The sequence below is a fragment of the Desulfoconvexum algidum genome, assembly GCF_055382125.1.
On the sequence record NZ_AP042394.1, the window covers coordinates 4,100,653 to 4,123,306 of the forward strand.

13 protein-coding genes are annotated in these 22,654 nt (G+C 42.4%); 10 read left to right on the forward strand and 3 right to left on the reverse strand.

Features of this window, described 5'->3' with window-relative positions:
* Nucleotides 1–147: 147 nt before the first annotated feature.
* From ACZ45G_RS18645 to ACZ45G_RS18655, 3 genes are all read left to right on the forward strand, one after another.
* Nucleotides 148–1,836, forward strand: a complete 1,689-nt coding sequence (locus ACZ45G_RS18645) for a long-chain-fatty-acid--CoA ligase (protein ID WP_464171999.1) — start codon at nucleotides 148–150, stop codon at nucleotides 1,834–1,836.
* A gap of 278 nt (nucleotides 1,837–2,114) precedes the next feature.
* Entirely contained in the window at nucleotides 2,115–4,799 is a 2,685-nt protein-coding gene (acnA, locus tag ACZ45G_RS18650; protein WP_464172000.1) for an aconitate hydratase AcnA, read from the forward strand.
* 296 nt (nucleotides 4,800–5,095) lie between these two features.
* Nucleotides 5,096–6,820 (forward strand): NAD-dependent malic enzyme, encoded by a 1,725-nt coding sequence (locus ACZ45G_RS18655; RefSeq protein ID WP_464172001.1) that lies wholly within the window; start codon nucleotides 5,096–5,098, stop codon nucleotides 6,818–6,820.
* Nucleotides 6,821–6,884: 64 nt separating this feature from the next.
* Here ACZ45G_RS18655 and ACZ45G_RS18660 read toward each other — a convergent pair whose 3' ends face one another.
* The 3 genes from ACZ45G_RS18660 to ACZ45G_RS18670 form a co-directional block, all read right to left on the reverse strand.
* The gene (locus tag ACZ45G_RS18660; protein WP_464172002.1) at nucleotides 6,885–7,340 is read right to left on the reverse strand and encodes an arsenate reductase ArsC; all 456 of its coding nucleotides are present in this window, start codon (nucleotides 7,338–7,340) and stop codon (nucleotides 6,885–6,887) included.
* 107 nt (nucleotides 7,341–7,447) lie between these two features.
* Nucleotides 7,448–7,948 (reverse strand): rubrerythrin family protein, encoded by a 501-nt coding sequence (locus tag ACZ45G_RS18665; RefSeq protein WP_464172003.1) that lies wholly within the window; start codon nucleotides 7,946–7,948, stop codon nucleotides 7,448–7,450.
* Nucleotides 7,949–8,230: 282 nt separating this feature from the next.
* Nucleotides 8,231–10,180, reverse strand: a complete 1,950-nt coding sequence (locus ACZ45G_RS18670) for an ATP-binding protein (RefSeq protein WP_464172004.1) — start codon at nucleotides 10,178–10,180, stop codon at nucleotides 8,231–8,233.
* A gap of 448 nt (nucleotides 10,181–10,628) precedes the next feature.
* Here ACZ45G_RS18670 and ACZ45G_RS18675 point away from each other — a divergent pair, with 448 nt between their 5' ends.
* The 7 genes from ACZ45G_RS18675 to ACZ45G_RS18705 all read left to right on the forward strand — a co-directional run bounded on the left by ACZ45G_RS18675 (nucleotide 10,629) and on the right by ACZ45G_RS18705 (nucleotide 22,654).
* Nucleotides 10,629–12,914, forward strand: coding sequence for an ABC transporter substrate binding protein (locus tag ACZ45G_RS18675; protein ID WP_464172005.1), 2,286 nt, complete (start codon nucleotides 10,629–10,631; stop codon nucleotides 12,912–12,914).
* Nucleotides 12,901–13,317 carry a response regulator gene (locus ACZ45G_RS18680; protein ID WP_464172006.1) on the forward strand — a complete coding sequence of 139 codons (417 nt, stop codon included), beginning with the start codon at nucleotides 12,901–12,903 and terminating at the stop codon, nucleotides 13,315–13,317. The genes ACZ45G_RS18675 and ACZ45G_RS18680 overlap by 14 nt, the downstream gene beginning before the upstream one ends.
* A 50-nt stretch (nucleotides 13,318–13,367) precedes the next feature.
* Nucleotides 13,368–15,434, forward strand: coding sequence for a two-component system sensor histidine kinase NtrB (locus ACZ45G_RS18685; RefSeq protein WP_464172007.1), 2,067 nt, complete (start codon nucleotides 13,368–13,370; stop codon nucleotides 15,432–15,434).
* Between the two features lie 122 nt (nucleotides 15,435–15,556).
* Nucleotides 15,557–18,184, forward strand: a complete 2,628-nt coding sequence (locus ACZ45G_RS18690) for a response regulator (RefSeq protein ID WP_464172008.1) — start codon at nucleotides 15,557–15,559, stop codon at nucleotides 18,182–18,184.
* On the forward strand, nucleotides 18,181–19,854 hold the full coding sequence (locus ACZ45G_RS18695) for a cache domain-containing protein (RefSeq protein WP_464172009.1): 1,674 nt from the start codon (nucleotides 18,181–18,183) through the stop codon (nucleotides 19,852–19,854). The genes ACZ45G_RS18690 and ACZ45G_RS18695 overlap by 4 nt, the downstream gene beginning before the upstream one ends.
* A gap of 356 nt (nucleotides 19,855–20,210) precedes the next feature.
* Entirely contained in the window at nucleotides 20,211–21,461 is a 1,251-nt protein-coding gene (locus ACZ45G_RS18700; RefSeq protein ID WP_464172010.1) for a hybrid sensor histidine kinase/response regulator, read from the forward strand.
* Nucleotides 21,458–22,654 carry an HDOD domain-containing protein gene (locus tag ACZ45G_RS18705; protein ID WP_464172011.1) on the forward strand — a complete coding sequence of 399 codons (1,197 nt, stop codon included), beginning with the start codon at nucleotides 21,458–21,460 and terminating at the stop codon, nucleotides 22,652–22,654. Before ACZ45G_RS18700 ends, ACZ45G_RS18705 begins: the two co-directional genes overlap by 4 nt.

Genomic DNA, 22,654 nt, shown 5'->3' on the forward strand with positions numbered 1-22,654 from the left:
GACTCCAAATATTTCACAAAAAATCCAATTCAAGTGAATGAACAACGTTTATTTATTTTATTTTTTCCTTGACAGAAACTAGGGTTTCCTTCTATCAAGATCACGAAGTATCTCTTTTAATCATAAACAGCAGCAAAGGAGATGGTCTTGTCTGATCAAAGCATTTATTCAAAAAAAATCTGGTTTGGTTCCTATGAACAGGGAATCAAGGAAACAATTGAATTCAACGATGTCCTGGTTCCTCAGTACCTTGAAGAATCCACAAAAAATTTCCCTGATAACCCAGCCCTGATTTTCCAGGGATATACCCTTAGTTTCACGGAACTCAGTGAAATGGTGGCACGATTTGCTGCTGCACTCAAAAGTTTTGGGATACAAAAAGGGGACAGTGTCGCCATCCTGCTTCCCAATGTAATTCCCTGTGTCGTGGCCTATTATGCAACCCTGAAAATAGGCGGGATCGTTGTGCTCAACAATCCGCTCTATTCGGACAGGGAACTTGAGCATCAGTTCACAGACTCAGACTCAAAGTTTTTGATCACCCTTGATTTATTGGCCAACCGCATGGTGAAACTGCGGCAAAAAACCAACATACAAACCATTGTCTACACCTCCATCGGAGACTACCTTCCCTTTGTTAAACGATTGCTCTTCCCCCTGGTTGCCAAAAAAAAGGGGTTGGCCGCCGATGTCACCCCTGCAAAAAATCTGTACAAATTTAAGGATATCCTTGCCAAAAATGCACCGGATTACACCCATGCCGATGTCGGAATAGATGATGTGGCCATGTACCAGTACACCGGCGGCACCACCGGCGTATCCAAGGGGGTGATGCTCACCCACAAAAATATTTCCTACCAGATCCAGCAGTTAGAAGCATGGTTTCCCGGATTTGACAAAGGGGGCGAGATCATGCTGGGTGCTCTTCCTATTTTCCATGTATTCGGCATGTCCGTGTCCATGAATCTTGCCATCCGCATGGGCTGGGCCAATGTTCTGGTCCCCAAACCCCAACCGGAACCCTTGCTTGAATCCATCAGCAAATTCAAGGTTACCTTTGCCCCCCTGGTCCCCACCATGTATATCGGGATGCTGGACCATCCGGATATGGCACACACGGACCTGACCTCTATCAAAGGATGTTTTTCCGGCAGTGCGCCGCTTCCCATAGATGTCATTAATGATTTCCAGGAAAAAACGGGTTCCATTATTGTGGAAGGTTTTGGCTTGACGGAATCAACCCCTGTTACCCATGTCAACCCCTTTAACGGCAATCGAAAACAAGGCAGCATAGGGCTTCCCCTTCCCGATACAGAATGTAAGATCGTGGATATTGAAGACATTACCCGAGAAATGCCCCTGGGAGAACCTGGTGAACTGCTCATGCGCGGTCCCCAGATCATGAAGGGGTATCTTGGCAAACCAGATGAGACCGAAAAGACCATGACCGAGGACGGATTTCTTCGCACCGGTGACGTGGCAACAATGGATGAAGACGGATACTTTTATATTGTTGACCGGATCAAGGATATGATCCTGTCCGGCGGCTACAATGTTTATCCAAGGGACATTGACGAAGTGTTGTTTGAGCACCCGAAAATTTTGGAAGCCTGTGCCATCGGTATCCCCCATCCCAAACGCGGGGAAGCGGTCAAGGCCTTTGTCATTCTAAAAGAAGGCCAGGAGATGACCGCCAAAGAAGTCATTGACTATTGCGAGACGAAGCTTGCCAAGTATAAACTGCCCGTGGAAATTGAATTTCGCCAGGAACTGCCCAAATCAAATGTGGGTAAAGTCCTAAGAAAAGATTTACGGATCCAGGAAGAAGCAAAATAAGGTGAGGCCAAACCCTATACAATAATATCTGCATCGCCATTGTTCTTGCAATGGCTAAAACAAGTTTTTCAGGATGGATCGGTTTTGTTAAGAACTGATCCATTCCTGCTTTTAAGCACTGCCTCACATCTTCCTTCATGGCAAAGGTGTTCATTATCGTTCATTATCGTCTTTTATTAAAGATTCGGGAAATTGTAACTTGATCTATTGATGGTTTAATATTATCCTATAATATTCTAAATGTTCAAAACTTCAAAAAGAAAATCCAAGGAGCCTGCATGACCACACATCATATCAAAGAAACCATGTCATTTCAGAAAAAGGATTACATCATCCATAACATTCAATTACTTGAGGAAAAGGGATTGGCAAAAATCAGTTCCCTCCCCTTTGCCGCAAGGGTGCTGATTGAAAATCTTGCAAGGAATATGGGAGGCACCATTTCCTGGGACGATGTTGTGGGGGCTGCAAAATTTTATGAAACGCGTTCCAATGCTTCAAATCTGGTCGCCTTTTATCCTAGTCGGGTACTGATGCAGGATTTTACAGGGGTTCCGGCTGTGGTTGATTTTGCAGCCATGCGCGATGCCGTCCATTCAGCAGGTCTTGACCCAAAGGGAATAAACCCGCTGGTTCCAGTGGATCTTGTCATTGACCACTCCATCCAGGTGGATCATTTTAAGGAAAAAAATGCTTTTTTTCTCAATGCGAAAAAAGAATATGAGAGAAATGCGGAGCGGTATAAGTTGTTAAAATGGGCCCAGAAAAGCTTTGACAATTTCAGGGTGGTGCCCCCGGAATCGGGTATCTGCCACCAGATCAATCTTGAATACCTGGCAACTGTGGTGACAACCCGAAAAACACCAGAAGGAACCCTGGCCTTTCCCGACACCCTGGTGGGAACCGATTCCCATACCACCATGATCAATGCCCTGGGTGTCCTTGGCTGGGGGGTGGGCGGGATTGAGGCGGAAGCGGTCATGCTCGGCCAGCCCTATTATATGAACCTGCCCCAAATTGTCGGGGTTAATTTTGTGGGCAAACCCAAACAACAGATTACCGCCACAGATATTGCCCTGTATGTGACCAATATCCTGCGCGAAGAGAATGTGGTGGAAAAGATAGTGGAGTATACGGGTGAAGGCCTTAAAAATCTGACCCTAACCGACCGGGCCACCATCTCCAACATGTCTCCGGAATATGGCGCCACATCAGGCTTTTTCCCCGTCGACGAGCAGACCCTTGATTACCTGGTCAAGACCAATCGATCGGAAACCGCGGCCCTGGTGGAAGCCTATTGCAAAACCTGCGGTCTGTTCAACACCCATGACACACTGCCTAATTTTTCCAAAATCATTGAGGTGGATCTGTCGGTCATGGAAACCTCCATTGCCGGCCCCAGTCGCCCCCAGGACAGAATTCCCCTGTCCAAGGTAAAAGAAAAAACCGCGGCCCTTTATCATCTTAAAAATCGCAAAGATATTGAAATTACCCAAAAAGGTCAGGAAGGTCAGGAGAATCAGGAGAATCAGAAAAACAAAACAAAGGTTTTGACCAACGGCAGCGTGGTCATTGCCGCCATCACCTCCTGCACCAACACCTCAAATCCTTATACCATGATCGGGGCCGGGCTTGTGGCCAAAAAAGCGGTTGAATTAGGCTTAAGTATTCCCTGGTATGTAAAAACCTCCCTATCTCCGGGCTCCCGGGTGGTTTTGGATTATCTCAATGGATCCGGACTCATGCGCTATTTTGAGGCCCTGAATTTTAACAATACCGGGTTCGGATGCATGACCTGTATCGGCAACAGCGGCCCTCTGGATCCCTCGATTGAAGAAGCCATTAAAACCAACGGCCTGGATGTCACCTCGGTGTTGTCAGGAAACAGGAACTTTGAAGCCAGAATCCACCAGGAGGTAAAGGGTAATTTTCTTATGTCTCCGCTTTTGGTGGTCATCTATGCCATTGCCGGCAGGATCGACATCGATTTTGAAACCGAGCCCCTAGGATTCTCCAAGGACAACACCCCTATTTTCATGAAGGATATCTGGCCGGATCCCCAGGAGATAAATCAGTTTGTGGAAACTTATGTCCAGGAACGATTTTTCAAAGAACAATACGCCCATATTTTCAAAGGAGACAAACTCTGGCAGGATTTAGAGGTCACAGAAACCACCACCTTCAGCTTTGATCCAGACTCCACCTATATTCGCAAGCCTCCCTTTTTCAAAGACTTCTCTCGGACAATTCCGCCGCTGTCGGATCTAAAAGGGGCCAAGGTCCTGCTGGTGCTGGGAGACTCCGTAACCACCGATCATATCTCCCCTGCAGGGGCTATTCCCGTGGAATATCCAGCCGGCAAATACCTGACGGACAACGGAGTAAAACCCTGGGAGTTTAATTCCTACGGATCCCGAAGGGGAAACCATGAAGTCATGATGCGGGGAACCTTTGCCAATATCCGAATCAAAAACCATCTGGCCAGCAAGACCGGTGGTTTTACCGTTAAATTTCCGGAACAAGCGGAGGGATATGTCTTTGATGCCGCCCAAAAATACCAGGCCCAAAATACCGAGTTAGTAGTCTTTGGCGGCAAAGAGTATGGTACCGGTTCCTCCAGGGACTGGGCAGCCAAGGGCACCTGTCTCCTCGGGGCCAGGGTCGTCATTGCCGAATCCTTTGAAAGAATCCACCGTTCCAATTTAGTGGGCATGGGAGTCTTGCCCCTGGTTTTTCAGGAAGGAGAGTCCTTTGAGGGGGTTGGCCTTAAAGGGGATGAAACCTTTGAAATAACCGGATTAAATGATATCAAACCCAATGGTCTCCTGACGGTAACCGCGACCAGGAAGAACCAAACAACATCCTTTAAGGTCATTGTTAAACTCAACACAGATATTGAAATTGACTATATTAAAAACAAAGGGATTTTGCACTATGTGCTGAGGAATATGATCTCGGTCTGATCACAAATTTTTGTCCAAAAGGCCCGTCCAAAAGGACTATGTCGGTTCTGCCGTCATAGTCCTTTTTTTCTTTTTTATCCCAGCCCCAACTTGTTTGATTTATATCACATATAACCCAATAGTATTTGTCCGTCATAAACATATTTCAGCGAATGAAAATAATTCATTTCCATTCGCTTAGTTATATTTTTCTGATATAATAAAAGGGTTGTTTTTTGGAGTTTTTAACATTGTTGTGTATTTAAATATTGTTGTAGATTTAACACTAGAACTAAAATTAAGGGAAAATTGTAGTCATGGAAATTAATCATTACGAATTTGAGTACGGTGAGTATGGTCAAACAACAGGTGTCTCTATCAACTTAAGAGGATTTGATGTCCTGCGCTTTAATAATATAAGTAAAGGTACGGCCTTCACCATCGATGAAAGACGCAAACTCAAACTGAGCGGCTATCTGCCGCCACGGGTTAAAACCCTTGAAGAACAGGTCCAATCAAGCTTAGATATTCTTGATCAAAAAGAAACCGATATTGAAAAATTTATATATATCAGAAGTCTCTATGACAGGAATGTGGTTCTTGCCCATGCCGTTATCGCCAGCGATATCCCCAAATTTATGCCCATCATTTATACACCGACGGTGGGGCTTGCCTGCCAGCAGTATTCCTCCATGTTCAGAAAAGCCAACGGGATTCATCTTTACCCGGGCAACATTGACTATGCCGAATATATTCTGAGAAATTACACGGATAAGGACATCGGAATAGCCGTTGTCACCGATAACCAGGGAATCCTTGGCATTGGCGACCAGGGTGCCGGCGGAATTCCCATCTGCCTGGGAAAACTGATGCTGTATACCCAGGGAGCTGGCATTGCCCCCTGGCATTGCCTGCCCATCTCCCTTGACGTGGGAACCGACAACAAAGAATTAATAGATGACCCCAATTACCTGGGCTGGCGCCATGAACGCCTCCTGGGTGACGACTACTATGCATTCATTGAAAAATTTGTGGTGGCTTTTAAAAAAATATTCCCCAAAGCTCTCTGCCAATGGGAGGATTTTTCAAAACAGACCGCCTTTACGGTCCGGGATAAATATCTCAAAGAGGTGATCTCCTTTAACGATGATATCCAGGGAACCGGAGCGGTTGCCCTGGCCGGTATTTTTGCCGCCATGAAGATAAAAAATGAAAAAATGACCGATCAGGTCTATCTGATTAATGGCGCCGGTGCCGGCGGTATCGGTATTGCTCAGCAGATCCAGGTCGAACTCATGGAACAGGGATTGAGTGAAGCCGATGCCATTGCCAGAATCTTCACCCTGGATTCCAAGGGAGTGGTCACCTCTGACCGGGATCTGGAAGACTACAAGCAAAATCTTGCCAAAGATCCCAAAAGCATGGCATGGCTGAAGACCCCGGCGGACAATACCCTGTTAAATACAATTAAAAACGAAAAGGTGACAGTTCTCATCGGTACTTCGGGACAGGGGGGCTGCTTTACCAAAGAAATTGTAATGGCTGTGGGCGAAAACACAGACCAGCCTACAATTTTGCCCCTGAGTAATCCCACCACCAAGGCAGAAGCCCTGCCCAAGGACATTTATGAATGGACCAATGGACGAGCCCTTGTGGCAACCGGTTCTCCCTTTGATCCCGTTGTTCATAATGGGAAAACCTATCGCATCGGCCAGATGAACAATGCCTTTATCTTTCCGGGAGTGGGATTGGGAATCATTGCTTCCGGCGCTTCCGAGGTATTGCCGGTATTCTTTTCAGCCGCAGCCCATGCCATGGCAGAATTTGTCAGTGAAGAAGATCTCAGCAACGGCATCCTGTTTCCTCCCCTGGCTCAGCTAAAGGAAGTCTCCCTTGAGGTGGCAAAACGGGTGGGTGCAGAAGCCATTAAGGCCAATGTCACTGGAAACGGTTGTGCTGTTTCCTCATTCAAGCACAATAATGATGTGGAAAGACTCAATACATTGATTGAAAAAATGCGCTGGACCCCAGAATATAATTAAAGGACCCCAGAGCTACTTTAAAACACAACACGGGCCATTTGGAAAATCTTTTAAATGGCCCGTGCTATTTTCCCTGAAACTTCAAGTTTGCCGGTAATTTTTCAACAAATTTTCGGATATCGTCTCTCACCCGTCGAAAGCAGTCAAGCTGTGCCTCTCTATCGGCACCCTGTTCTTCAAGTTTAGCTGCCATTTTAGGCGGGTCATCAAACCCCACATGAATCACATCACAAGCGGCGGGAAAATAGGGACAGTTCTTATGGGCGTGACCGCAGACTGTGATGACCACATCCAGGTCTACCGCGGCAAACGCATTGACATGCTTTGACTGGTGAAGGGAAATATCCACCCCGGCTTCCGCCATTACGGCCACGGCATCAAGATTGAGGCCGTGAATTTCAACCCCAGCTGAATAAACCTCAATGATATCCGCCTTCAGGGCCCGGGTCCAGCCCTCAGCCATCTGACTCCGGCAGGAATTCCCTGTACACAAGAACAAAATCTTTAATTTTTCTTTCACTATTATCACCCCGGTTAAGATCTTTTTAAAAACACTCTAAACCAAAAACATCATTAACCGATGTCAAAAAGCAGCCGCAACTGATTTGCAGCTACGGCTGCGCACCATCAGGCAACTTGTACAAAAAGCTTTTGTTTTACACCACAGATCGGGCATTTTTCCGGGGCTGCTCCCAACTCAATGTAACCGCAGACCGGGCAGAGATAAAAGTCGCTCACATCCAGGTCAACACCATTTTTAACGGCTTCCAGTGCCTTGGTATATATCTGGGCATGAATAGCTTCCGCCTCAACTGCAAATTTAAACATGGTCTTGGCTTTATGACCTTCGGCAACCGCCTTTTCAACCATTGGCGGGTACATATTGGTAAATTCATCTGTCTCTCCATCAATGGCAGACTGAAGGTTATCTGCAGTTGAAGCAATCATGTCCAGGGCTTTCAAATGTCCTTCGGCATGAATCCGCTCAGCTTCTGCCGTGGTCAAAAACAACTTGGCAATATTTGCAAATCCATCTTTTTTTGCTTTTTTTGCAAACGCTTTGTACTTTTGATTGGCCTGGCTTTCTCCTGCAAAGGCTTCTTTCAGATTGTCGTTGGTTGTTGCCATATTTTTCTCCTTATATAAATGAATAGTATCCCCTGCCAAAAAACGTCCTAGGCCCAATGAAGAAAGCCAACACTCTTGAATATTTTTTAGCAGATTCTTGTGATCAATCTCTTTTTCTGTTTTCCATATAAATTAGGTTATAGCAAAATTAATCCCGCTTCAAAAGTGCCTATTTAATATCTCACTGGAAACCTGAAATTTATAGCCCTGTATATGGCTGCCATAAAGATGATATCGCAATTTTTTATTCATTTTTACATCATTCAAATTTATTGACCCCAATCAGGTATTTGCACGATCCAGAGCCTCTCTGACCTTAATGGCCAAGTCCATTTTGGAAAACGGTTTGTTTAGGAAACAAACACCATCTTCCAGCACTCCCCGATGGGCAATTACATTGGCCGTATAGCCGGACATGAAAAGAATTTTGAGATTAGGGTAAAGGGTTTGCAGTTGTTTGGATAACTCACGGCCATTCATTTCCGGCATAACTACATCCGTTATAACAAGACGAATTTCGTCAACGTATTCTCTGGCTAACCTGATCGCTTTGCCTGGACTGTTCGCAGACAGTACAGAATACCCCAGCTCTTCAAGCATTCTTTTACTGAGCTTCAAGATAGGGCCATCATCCTCGACCAGCAATACCGTCTCACCCCGGCTTAACGGGATTTCTAATGCACCTTTGTTCTGTGCTTCTATTGTCTGGCCTGTATGCTGCGGTAGATAGACTTTGATGGTTGTCCCTTTGTCCGGTTCACTGTATACGTTTATGAACCCGTTGTTCTGTTTGACAATACCATAAACGGTTGCCAGTCCCAGTCCAGTACCCTTGCCGATAGCCTTGGTGGTGAAAAATGGTTCAAAAATCTTGTCCAGGGTTTCTGGCGCCATTCCGCTGCCATCGTCACTTACCGCAAGCAATACATACTTGCCGGGAAAAAAACCTGGGTGGTCGGCGCAATACCCCTCATCGAAACTGATATTTTTTGTTTCGATGGTCACCTTGCCCACGTCGGCAATAGCGTCTCGGGCGTTAACGCAGAGATTTGCCAGGATTTGATCGACCTGGGAGGGGTCAATTTTAACAGGGCAAATTTTCGTTCCGGGTAGCCAGGCGAAATCGATGTCTTCGCCGATCAGCCGCCGAAGCATCTTGAGCATATTTTCAATAATTTCGTTCGGATCGAGCACCTTCGGTGCAATGGTTTGCTTTCGGGCAAAGGCCAACAATTGCCGGGTTATGCTCGTTGAGCGTTTTGCTGCCGTCAAAATTTCCATGAGATCGTCATGTAGAGAATCACTGTCTTCAACCTGCCCCAAAGCCAATTCTGAATAACCGATTATGATACTGGATATATTGTTATAGTCATGAGCGACACCTCCTGCCAGTCTACCGACAGACTCCATTTTTTGCGCCTGAATCAGTTGGGATTGAAGTGCTTCTCGGTCCTTAATTTCCTGTTTGAGTGTATCATTGGCCTTTTGCAATTCAGAGGTGCGCTTATGAATAATTTTTTCGAGATCACGGTTCAGCTCAGTTACTTTTTCCCGCTCAGCAGACAGCATTCGGGCCATGAAAAAATCCTTTCTCGTATAAAACTCAAAGGCGTAGCAGGAAAACATGCCGATGATATTAGCGCTGATAAAAAAAAAGTTATTATTGATCAGAATAGGATACGGAGTCTGGACAATTCCAATGGCAACAATTTCATAAATTACAACGTTCAGCCATCCTGCCAGGGATGCCCAGATGAATCTTGCTTTAACAAATCCATACCCCAGCATTAGGACGAGAATAACCCCTGCATAGTACGAAAATGATGCAGGAGGTGGGGCTACAGCGACCATAACACTGATCCCGCTCCCAGCCAGCAGGATAACAAAAACAATGAATGCCTGGGAGTACTTTTGAAAACCCGACCAGAAAGAAAGAAGTATGCAGACGACGATAATGGGGCACACAACACCGTAACGGATGAACCACAGTATGGCCTTTTTCTCCGGCATCAAAATTGCGTCAAGTATGCCAAAAATAGAATAAAAGAATAAGCCCAGCAGAAAAGCCAATCTTATGTATTTAATTGATTTGGCAGTATAGTCACGCAAAAAATTCTTTTCCAGGTGCGTCCACTCACCCGCAAAGGTCAGATTCAAAGGATTGAGCCTCATTACGGGAAATCCTTCCAGATCATCCTTTTTTACTTGTTTTTTTGTCTGTCTTTCACTCATGCATTTATCTCCGCTTGAAGAATCGAATCATCGCCGATACACAGAATGATCCCGCTCCAAAAAACTGAAGGTTGAATTGGGGCACCATACACAAAATTTGAAAGAAAAAATATGAAAATAATTTCCTGCTAAATATTTTTTATTCCTGAGTCTTTATGGTATAGGGGATGAAATTCTTCTGGAGTCAAGGATTATTACCATCTATAGTCGCAAATAATTCGGTGAAACATATGAAAATTTTTGCAATCATCAAACGTTTAATGTAACATGAAATTAATCCAATACTAAATACGATAAAGGTATCTTTAAAATATTTTTATAAAAAGGGTTTATTCCAGTCTTATCTGTAGATTAAAATCTCCGAATAATTTTTGCAAATGAGGTAGACGTTTTCAATTGGGTTATCTATCGACGTGTTAAAATAAATAGCATTGAAGGAGATCGTGAAATGTTCAATAAGACCGTATCATTTTTAATGATAGGGATATGTTTAATTTTATCCCTGTCAGTCCAGGCGTATGCGAAGGAGAGCAGGACGTTTAGAATACTTGTGTTGAATTCGTATCATAAAGGGTTTCCCTGGGTAGATGGTATTGTTAAAGCTGTGGAATCAGGTCTAAAAGCTGAAAATTTTAATTATGACCTGCAAGTGGCGTATATGGACACAAAGGCAATCAAATACAATGCTGATTTTAAAAAAAAACTCTATGAGTTTTATTCATTTAAATATGACAACCTTAAATTTGATGCCATTATCTGTTCAGATGATCATGCCTTTGATTTTCTTCGGGAATATCATAAAAAACTGTTCCCTGAAACCCCCATCGTATTTTGTGCGGTCAACAATATCAACGCCGCTAATTTGATCGATCATAATTATTTTACCGGGGTACTTGAGACCATGGATCAAGGGGCCATGATCAACCTTGCCTTGAAACTTCATCCGGGAATAAAGAAAATATATTTAATCGCGGACACAACACCTTCGGGAAATTATCGTTGGGAAAAACAAACCGTCCCTTTAATTTCAGTTTACCCGAATATCGAATTTATCCGTATTGACGACAGCTTATCCCTTCCGGAAATTGAAAATAAAATGATCAATCTCCCGAATGATGCAATCTCATTTTATGCTGTTCTTACACGGGATAAAACAGGTCGCTATTTCCCTTTGAAGGAAGCCGTGTCAAGAATTTCAAAGGCAAGCAGACGACCCATATACACTTTTTTGAGCCAAGATTTAAAATATGGATTGATTGGCGGCAATGTATTGGACGGATATCACCAGGGAGAAAAGGCGGTGCATATGGTAATCCGTATTTTGAAAGGAGAAAATATCGCAGATATACCTGTTGATGAGAAGCCCACTTCTCAATTTATGTTCAATTATCCTCAATTGATAAGATATAATATCAATCTGTCCTATTTGCCCGAAGAAAGTTATATTATCAACAAACCCACTTCTTATTATGAACAAAATAAACAGGAAATCTGGATCGTAGCCGGAATATTTTCTTTTTTAGTAACCGTAATTGTAATTTTTGCACTAACCCTCATGCGCATTCGAAAGGCAGAACAGGAACGGCTGGAGAGCGATGAAAAATTGCGACGCCTCTTCGATCACTCTCCCGTCGGGATTTGCACCGTGGATTTGCTTGGCAATTTTGTTACGACAAACCCGGCCTATGAGCAAATGCTTGGTTATTCTAAGGAGGAACTCCAGGATCTATCCTTTTTTGATGTGACCCACCCAGATTATCGCCCAGAGAACAAAGCGCTTTTCCAGAACATGTTTTCCCTGGAATCAACCGGGTTCAAAATCGAAAAAAATTATATCCGCAAAGACGGCGTCCAGATCGACGTGAGCGTACACGCAACAGCGGTTATCGACGATAAGGGAAAAACAAGATTTGGGACCGCATTCGTGGAAGACATCACCCATCGCAAACAGATAGAAAAAGAGTTAAATACCCACCGCGATCATCTGGAAGAAATGGTGAAAGAGCGCACGGAGGCGCTTCAAAAAGTAAATAAGGCGTATCTTACGGCAAACAAAGAACTGAAAGAATTTGCCTATATTGTATCCCATGATCTAAAAGCACCCCTCAGGGCCATCAGCCAACTTACCCACTGGATTTCTGAAGACTATTCCAAGTCATTTGACGATGAGGGTAAAATGCAAATGGAGCTGATCATCAAAAGGGTCCGTCGCATGGATGGGCTTATTGATGGTATCTTGCGGTATTCACGTGTCGGTCGAATTAGAGAAAAAAAAGAACGGCTGGATTTAAACAGTCTTGTCTCTGAAGTGATAGAAACCATTGATCCGCCAAAAAATATCCAGGTGATACTCGAGAACAAGCTGCCTGTGATTTTTAGAGATTCCATACGCATGGAGCAGATTTTTCAAAATCTGATTGAAAATGCGATTAAATATATGGACAAGGATGAGGGTATCATTAAAGTGGGGTGTGAAAGCCGGGAAACGTTATGGGAATTTAATGTGTCTGACAATGGTCCTGGAATCGATAAAAAATACCATGATAAAATATTCCAGATATTTCAAACATTGGCTCCCCGGGATGAACATGAAAGCACTGGAATTGGTTTGACCTTGGTTAAAAAAATCATTGAATTATATGGCGGTTCGATCTGGATAGAGTCAGAGCCAGACCTTGGGACAAGATTTTATTTTTCACTGCCTAAAAAAGGAGAAAAAAATGAAGAGTTCTAAAAGTATACTTTTAGTTGAAGATGATAAGGTTGATGCCATGACAGTGAAACGTGCCTTAAAGGAGATCAAGGTAACCAACCGGTTGAATATTACAAATAATGGTGAGGAAGCACTGGCATTCCTGAAAGATTCTGAAAATGATACTCCCGGGATTATTCTACTCGATTTGAATATGCCCAGAATGAATGGAATTGAATTTTTAAAAATCGTCAAAAAAGAGGAAGGCTTAAAAAGAATACCTGTTGTTGTTTTAACGACTTCAAAGGAAGATCAAGATAAGGTTGACAGCTTCAACTTAGGTGTGTCAGGCTATATGATAAAACCCATTGATTACAAAAAATTTGTCGAAGTTGTTAAAACAATAAATTTATATTGGACATTGAGCGAATTGCCTGATGAATGATATCTTTTCAGTTGGTAAGCTATAATTCTGGATAAATCGTGGAGCAAAACATGAATAATAAAATGATCAGCCTTCTTTTAATTGAAGATGATAAAGTAGACCAGATGGCATTTGAAAGATATATCAAAAAAAATGATTTGCCATATGACTACTCAATTGCAGGCTCGGTTTCAAAAGCCAAAGCAATTCTTGAATCGAAAAGTTTTGACCTTATAATTTCGGATTATTTGCTTGGTGACGGGATAGCTTTTGAATTATTTGAATTTTTTAAAGGTACGCCGGTCGTTGTTACAACGGGCAGTGGTGATGAAGAGATTGCAGTTGAGGCCATGAAGTTAGGGGCATACGATTATCTGATAAAAGATCCAGAGGGCAATTATCTTAAAATTCTCCCGGAAACAGTGAAACTTGCACTCAACCGCAAACAAAATGAACTTCAATTGCAAGAGTATCATGATCGACTTGAAACCATGGTGATGGAGCGAACGAGCAAACTGCAGGCAGAGATCGCTGAACGAAAGAAAGCAGAAAAAGCACTTTTGGAATCTGAAGCGATTTTAAAAACGAGTGAGGCCCGGTTTAGAAAAATGATTGAAAAATCGCCTCTACCCATGGTGATTACGGACTCAAATCAGAATATTATACATTTTAATGACAAGTTCACAGAATTGTTCGGATATACGCTTGAAGACATTTCCACAGCAGAAGAATGGTGGGATAATGCGTATCCTGATAGCAATTATCGGTTAAAAGTTCAACAATCCTGGATGAATGCCATTGAAACTGCAAAGGCGACAAACACCGATATAGAAATGCAGGAATGGGAATTAACCATCAAGGATGGCACCCAAAGAAGTTGTGAATTTTACATGGTGCCACTGGATGGATTCTCATTAAAAGTTATAAAAGATCTTACCCAGCAAAAACAAATCGAAGCTGAAAAAATAAATCTAAAATTGCACCTGCAACAATCTCAAAAAATGGAGGCACTTGGCACCCTTGCGGGTGGCATTGCCCATGATTTTAACAATATTTTAACTTCAATTATTGGATACTCCGACCTTGCCATGGGGGATGTAGAAAAAGGCTCTGACCTGGAAGATGACCTGCAGGAAATTCACACCGCAGGGTTGCGTGCAAAGGAACTAGTGAAACAGATTCTGACAATTGCGCGTCAATCCGATGAAGAGCTAAGTCCCTTGAGAGTTGATAGTGTTGCTAAAGAAGTTATAAAATTTATTCGAGCATCCATTCCAACAACAATTGAAATAAAATCCAGCTTAAAAAGTAAGGCATTGATTTTAGGGAATGAAACCCAGGTCCATCAAATTTTTATGAATCTATTTACCAATGCATCCCATGCAATGGAGAAAAATGGAGGTCTTCTTGAGGTGAAACTGGAAGATATCAATATCAATGGTGGATCTTATATAAAACATCCAGATTTAAAGCCTGGTAACTACATCAGGCTAAAAGTTTCAGATACAGGAACGGGAATCCCTCAACATGTTATGGATTCTATTTTTGAACCTTATTTTACGACAAAGGCCCAGGGAAAAGGAACCGGATTGGGCCTTGCCATGGTCCATGGCATCGTCAGATCCTATGGAGGATCGATAATCGTATCCAGTGAGCTAAAAAAGGGGAGTGTTTTTACTATTTATTTACCGGTCACACAGAAATTTAAAAATCGAATTTCGCCTGAATTAGACCGTTATCCCAAAGGAACAGAAAAAATTTTATTGATCGACGATGAATTGTCCATCGTAAAATTAAATCAACGAATATTAGAAACCCTTGGATACCAAGTGACCACAAAAACATGCAGTGTAAAGGCATTGGAATATTTTAAATCAAATCCCAAAAAATTTGACCTTGTCATAACCGACATGACAATGCCAAAGATGACAGGTGACAAGCTGGCAAAGGAGATGACGGATATAGTACCCGATCTGCCGATTATTTTATGTACAGGTTATACCAAGAAATTATCCGATAATTTTGGGAAAAATAAAATTATCACGGCGGTTTTAAAAAAACCAACACCCAAAATTGATTTAGCGGAAACGATTCGTAAAGTGTTAGATGAATCAAAGGATAAACCACAAAAAAGATGAGCATACAAAGGATACTTATGAAGATTTGAATTGTTAGAATTTTTATTGTAACAAAATACCTGTTGAATATTTAAATTTTTTAAATTAATAGTCAACCTAAATTACTGGAGTCATACTATATCGTGCAAATCTCAATCATAAAGAGCGCCGGAAAAATCACTGCCTGCAAATCATTGCGCAATGCCGTAATATGTCTGGCTTTGATTACATTTTTAATGATTCCACTGCCGTGTTTTGGAAACGATCCAAAATTACAGCTGAATCCTGAAGAACTGACTTGGGTTAAAAAAGGACATACCGTCAGGGTACGAATTGGCAGTTATCCGCCATTGATGTTGAGCGATGGAAAAATTGCCGGAATAGCCATAGATTATTTGACAACCATTTTCAACCGAAACGGCATTAAATTTAGCTATGTTCAAGAATCAAAAGTGACTTGGCCCCAAGCCCTCAAATATATAGAACAACATGATGTCGTGGACATGGTTCCAACCGCAAAAATCACAGACGACCGAAAAAAACACATGTTGTTTACAAATGAGTACATTGTGGCTCCCTGGGTTATATTCACCAGATCAGATGCAGACTTCCTAAGTTCCATAGATGATTTAAAAGGAAAGACCGTATCTGTAGAAGAAGGATTTGTAATCCATGAGTTACTGAAACAAAAATATCCTGAAATAAACCTGAAAGTAGTTTCAGCCAGCTTGGAAGACTTTGCTGAGATACCGGTTAGAGATCTGTCCACGGGGTTGGTTGATGCTTATATCGGCAATCTTTTATCGACTACGTATACGATACAGACCAGGGGATATGCAAATGTGAAAGTTGCGGCCCCGACACCATTTGGCAATCATAATCAGGCCATGGCCATACGCAATGACTGGCCGGAATTGGTCAGTATAATAAATAAAACACTTGCATCCATGACATCTGATCAGCATGCAGCCATTCGCAATAAGTGGCTTTCCATCAGATATGAATACGGTATAAACAAAGTCGATATATTAAAATGGATTCTGGGTGTTTCAGGGATTGCATCGCTTTTTATTGTGTTTGTCTTAATTTGGAATAAACGACTTAAAACAGAGGTGGTTTTCCGGGAAAAAACTGAAAAGGAGCTGAGCTACAACCTGAGTTTATTGGATGATACCAATGTCGAGTTGAAGAAAGAAATTGCGGGGCATAAACGGTCGGTAACCGCATTGCTTGAAAGTGAACAAAGACTCAATGAAGCACAACGAATGGCTTCAATTGGAAGCTGGATACAGGATCTGCGATCCAACAAATTGACATGGTCGGATGAAGTATTTCGAATATTTGAGATAGACAAAAAAATTTCCGGCGAATTATTCGATGCATTTCTATCAACCATACATCCTGAAGATAGAGACGCTGTGGTAAACGCCTATGATGACTCACTCAAAACGAAAAAAACCTATGAAATTACCCATAGACTCCTCATGTCTGATGGAAGGGTAAAGTATGTTCATGAATGCTGTAAAACAGAATATGATGAGGGTGGGAATCCAGTAAAATCTACTGGAACTGTTCAGGACATCACAGACAAGAAACAAGCCCAGGAAGAAAAAGTCCAATTGGAAGCACAATACCGCCATGCCCAGAAGATGGAATCCATAGGTCGCCTGGCAGGCGGGGTGGCACATGATTTCAACAATGCGCTCAGCGTGATCATTGGGTTTACTGAATTTGCAGCAAAAGACGCGGACCCAAAAGGACAGTTACATGAGGATCTCACCGAAGTACTCAAGGCCGCAAAACGAGCAACAGAAGTTACCCGTCAACTTCTGGCCTTTGCCCGCAAGCAGATCATCTCTCCAAAAGTGCTTGATCTGAACGATGCTGTTGAAAGCATGCTCAAAATGATTCAACGTCTCATCGGCGAGGACATTGATCTTACCTGGCTTCCTGGGGCAGACCTGTGGTTCGTCAAAATGGACCCCTCTCAAATTGATCAAATCCTGGTGAACCTATGCATCAATTGTCGGGACGCCATCAAGGGGGTGGGCAAGGTCACCATCGAAACGAACACGGCTATTTTTGATTCAGCCTATTGTGCCGAACATGCAGGTTTTATCCCCGGTGAATTTATTTTATTAGCTGTAAGCGACAACGGCTGCGGTATAGATAAAGAAATCCTGGATAGTATTTTTGAACCCTTCTTCACCACAAAGGATGTGGACAAAGGCACCGGTCTTGGACTGGCAACGGTCTATGGCATTGTAAAACAGAATAATGGATTTATTAACGTCTACAGCGAACCGGACAAAGGAACGACGATAAAAATCTACCTGTCCAGGCATAGGGCCCAAAAGGTTGAAATTCAAAGGGAACCTCCAACAGAAATTCCAATCGGCCGTGATGAGACGATCCTCCTGGTGGAGGACGATCCTTCGATCCTGAAACTTGTTGAAAAAGTTCTTAAAGAGTGTGGCTATACAGTCTTGCCCGCATGCAAACCGTCTGAAGCCATTGATCTGGCCGAGGGACATGCAAGCCCAATTCACCTGCTTGTCACCGACGTGATCATGCCTGAAATGAACGGACGTAAATTGTCAGAACAACTGCAATCACAATATCCAGCGCTAAAAGTTATATTTATGTCCGGGTATACCGCCAATGCCATCGCCCATCACGGTGTTCTGGGCGAGGGAATGGAATTTATTCAAAAACCATTCTCCAAAACTGATTTGGCAATGATCGTCAGAAAAGTACTGGATAAAACTTGAAACTCGATACCATAAGACCCAAGCTGATTCTGCTGATACTATTGTCACTCGTGCCGTGCATTGTCATTCTTTTATACTCCGGTATTGAGAGAAGACAGCATCTCATCGAAATGGCCAAATCAGATGTTTTATTAATGACCCGGGCCATGACAGACGCTCAAAAAAAGACGGCCCAATTTACGAAAAATATTCTCTATGTCCTGTCTAGGTTACCCGCAATCCAAAACATGGATATTGATCAGACCACAGCCATTTTCCAGTCTATCTTGAACGAGAATCCCAATTTTAATAATTTCGCATTGGTTGACCTTGATGGGGATGTCCTTGCGTCAGGTGAAGATTTTACAAAAACAAATCTATCGGATCGCTTATATTTTAAAGAATGTATTATTAGAAAAGCCTTTACCCCCGGGAAATATATTGTGAACCGGGTTGGAACGTCAACCCCTTCTTTTCCCTTTGCATTTCCGGTCATGGACGAACAAGGCAGGCTTAAAGCTGTTTTAACAGCAACCATAAAATTAACTATCTTTTCCCGTTTTTTTGATGCTTCGACATTACCTGAAAAAGCATTTGTTTCCATCACTGACCGTCAGGGAATCCGGCTGTTTTATTATCCGACGCAAAAGGAAACCAATCCAATTGGCACTTCAATTGCTGCCAAATCCTTCAAAATCGCCTATGAAGGCGGAGATGACGGTCTTTTTTTCAGCAATGGTTCAGATGGCTTGCGCAGACTCTTTGCCTATGGAAAAGTCTATAATAACAACCACGACATACCCTATATGTATGTATGGACTGGCATTCCTGAAAATTATATCCGCGCTCCGGCTAATATTGCCCTGATCAGGAATCTGATTATCTCTTTTTTCACCATTGTCATATCCATTGCCATCGCTTGGTTGATTGGTAAAAAAATACTGGTTTCACCCATAAAAAACCTTGTAACCCTGACAGAAAAGATATCTAAAGGAAATTTTGAAAATAACGCTAAGGTGCCGATTTTATCAGGCGAGCTAGGCATCTTGACAACATCCTTTTATGAGATGGTCCGTGCATTAAAAATAAACATGGCGTCATTGAAGGAGTATGAACATATTGTGTCCAGTTCAACAGATATGATGGCAATGCTGGATTGTCAGTTTAAATATCTTTCTGCCAATAACGCATATTTAGGTGCATTCGATTTGTCTTCTGAGCAGCTGATTGGTAAAATTGCATCAGATGTTTTTGGTGAAAAATTTTTCAATACGGTTCTTCGCGATCATGGAAATCGCTGTCTCAAAGGTGAAAAAGTAAGATATAGTGAATGGTTTAATTTTAAAAATTTAGAAAAGAAATATCTGGATATAACCTATTCTCCCTATATTAATAAACACAATATAATCATGGGCTTTGTTGTAAACGCTCGAGATATTACTGACCGTCAGAAAACAGAAGAAGCATTGTTTGCTGAAAAAGAGAAGCTTAAAGCAGCTCTCCTGGAGATAAACACGTTAAAAGGTATTTTACCGATCTGCTCCCATTGCAAAAAAATCCGGGATGACAAGGGGTATTGGAATCAGATTGAAGAATATATTGCGACTTATTCAGATGCACAATTCAGTCATAGCATCTGCGAGGAATGTGCCCAGAAATATTACCCTGATGTGGATATATATGATGATTGAGAGACTATTTTTTTTACAGATACAATTTAAATTATTGGATATTGGATCATGGTACAACACAGGCAATGGCAAAAAAAGTTCGTCCTGGTTTTAAAAAATTTCTATTTTCAGATTTCAATACCTCGCCAAAATTTATTTCGACTGAAACCACTATGACAGATAACGATATAGCCCTTGAAACTATGGGTTTGGTGATATCCAGTGACCGTACCCGCAATCTTATCACCTTTTCCATTTTTGAGAATTATTGATTTATAGACTCGTTTAAGGTATTCTATAAGTCTATTGTACCTGGTGGCAAAGATAAAGTTTTAACCAGTTATGAACGCCTCATAAGCATTTCAGGAATATTCGTTATGGTACAAAAACATTCGGGTGTTGATAAAAGCCGGTTTCATATTCTGATCGTTGATGATGAAGAGCCGATCCAAAAACTTTTGAAAAGAACATTGAATTCCCAAGGATTTCAAACACGTACGGCATCAAACGGCAAACAGGCATTAACCTATTTGAAGGAAGAATCCTTTGACATCGTTATCTCAGATATCGCCATGCCGGGAATATCCGGCATTGAATTAACAAAAAAAATTTTATCCGCCTATTCAGCCGATGTTATCCTCATGACCGGAATGATCTCCCAATACCATTATGATGAAATAATCGGCATCGGCGCCAGTGATTTTATTCAAAAACCATTCACAACCGAAGAAATCATTTTAAGAACAAACCGAGTGATCCGGGAACGCTGCCTGAAAGAAGAACAAATTCATATGCATAACCAGCTTGCCCAGGCCCAGAAACTCGAATCCATCGGGCAGCTTTCAGCAGGAATTGCCCACGAAATAAATACGCCCATCCAATATATCAGTGACAACACCTTTTTTTTAAAGGACGTTATTTCAGATCTAAATTTGCTCATGGAAAAATTTTTACACTTATTTAAGGCCGCGAAAATGGGATCTATTGATGCCGTGATGCTTGAACAAATGGAGACGGCACTGGATAAAACGGATTTAGAGTATATTCAAAAAGAAATCCCCCAAGCCATCGATCAGGCCATAGAAGGGATTGATCGTATCAAGGATATTATACAGGCCATGAAAGTGTTTTCACACCCAGGACAAAAAGAGCATGTTCCAATTGATCTGAACCAATGCCTGCAAACCGCAATAACAATTTCAAAAAATGAATGGAAAAATACCGCAGACCTGAGTGTGAACCTTGATCCGGCTCTGCCGCAAGTCGTCTGTAATCCCGGTGAGATGAATCAGGTTTTTCTAAACCTGCTCGTCAATGCCGGCCATGCCATATCTCAAAAGGTCGCTTCTCAAACAGGAGATAAAGGTAACATCAGAATCAGTACAACTAGTACCCAAGGCTGGGTTGAAATCAAAATCAGCGATACCGGCACGGGCATACCCGAAGCCATCAAAACACAAATTTTTGATCCTTTTTTTACGACAAAGGACCTGGGCAAAGGAACGGGCCAGGGGCTTGCTATTTCCCGCTCCATTGTGGAAGAACGACACCAGGGAAAAATCAAAATGGAAACCCGGGAAGGCAAAGGGACAACCTTTATCATTTTGCTTCCCCTGGGAAAAATATGAAAAAACGCATTTTATTTGTTGATGATGAGCCCAATATTTTAAAAGGGCTTCAGCGAAGTCTGAGACCCATGAGAAACGCCTGGGACATGGTATTTGCAGAAGGAGGGGAGAATGCACTTAAAGTTCTCGAAAAAGAACCGTTTGATGTTATCATTTCCGATATGCGAATGCCAAAGATGGATGGCGACACGCTTTTAAACATTGTAAAAAATAAATACCCCATGACGGCAAGAATCATACTCTCAGGCCATGCTGACAAGGCAATGATCCTGAAGTCCATGAAATCAGCCCATCAGTATCTTTCCAAACCCTGCAAAAAAGAAAGGCTCATTTCTACCATAAATAAAGTTTGTACCCTTGGAGATCTTTTAAACAATAGCGTCTTGAAACAGCTGCTGGGCAAGATTGAAACCCTGCCGAGCATCCCCTGTATTTATAGTCAGATAATGACAGAACTGCGGTCATCCAATGGATCCGCCGCAGGTGTGGGCAAAATTATTGCAAGAGACATGGGAATGACAGCCAAAATACTTCAACTGGTTAATTCCTCCTTTTTTGCAATGCCCAGACACATATCAGGCCCGGAAGAAGCAGTTGTCATTTTAGGAACAGATGTCGTTAAAACCCTTGTCTTAAGCATCGAAGTGTTCTCCACTCTCAGTAAGGGCGCATTGTCTGTTATTTCAGTGGATAAGATCCATGATCATTGTGTTAAAACCGGCATGATTGCAAGCAAGATCGGCGCTCAGGAAAAAATGGAACAAAAAAAATTGGACCATGCCCTTATTGCTTCAATCCTTCACGATATGGGCAAATTGCTGCTGGCAGAACATTTCACAGATGACTATAAAAATGTTATAGAAATAGTCCACCAGGAACATCTCCCCTTTTTCAAGGCTGAAAAACAAATTTTCGGCACCACCCACGCCGAGGTCGGCGCCTATCTGCTCGGTCTGTGGGGGCTGCCCGAAGAGGTTGTAAAAGCCATTGCCTTCCATCATCATCCCTCAAAGGTGGTCTCAGAAAAATTTGAACTGTGCGGACTGGTTCATGTGGCGCAGTTGATTGAACACCATGAACAGCGGCAGCCGGGTATGTGGGAGACACTAAACGGTGTCGATGAAGCCTACCTGGAAAATCTCGGATTGAAGGGCAAAATAACCTTGTGGAGAGATTTCATTCAACAAAAATAG

Excerpts from the sequence above, each read along its gene's own strand:
- acnA (WP_464172000.1), top strand. The coding sequence starts at position 2,115 with ATGACCACACATCATATCAAAGAAACCATGTCATTTCAGAAAAAGGAT.
- ACZ45G_RS18655 (WP_464172001.1), top strand. The coding sequence starts at position 5,096 with ATGGAAATTAATCATTACGAATTTGAGTACGGTGAGTATGGTCAAACA.
- ACZ45G_RS18665 (WP_464172003.1), bottom strand. The coding sequence starts at position 7,948 with ATGGCAACAACCAACGACAATCTGAAAGAAGCCTTTGCAGGAGAAAGC.
- ACZ45G_RS18670 (WP_464172004.1), bottom strand. The coding sequence starts at position 10,180 with ATGAGTGAAAGACAGACAAAAAAACAAGTAAAAAAGGATGATCTGGAA.
- ACZ45G_RS18675 (WP_464172005.1), top strand. The coding sequence starts at position 10,629 with ATGTTCAATAAGACCGTATCATTTTTAATGATAGGGATATGTTTAATT.
- ACZ45G_RS18680 (WP_464172006.1), top strand. The coding sequence starts at position 12,901 with ATGAAGAGTTCTAAAAGTATACTTTTAGTTGAAGATGATAAGGTTGAT.
- ACZ45G_RS18685 (WP_464172007.1), top strand. The coding sequence starts at position 13,368 with ATGAATAATAAAATGATCAGCCTTCTTTTAATTGAAGATGATAAAGTA.
- ACZ45G_RS18700 (WP_464172010.1), top strand. The coding sequence starts at position 20,211 with ATGGTACAAAAACATTCGGGTGTTGATAAAAGCCGGTTTCATATTCTG.
- ACZ45G_RS18705 (WP_464172011.1), top strand. The coding sequence starts at position 21,458 with ATGAAAAAACGCATTTTATTTGTTGATGATGAGCCCAATATTTTAAAA.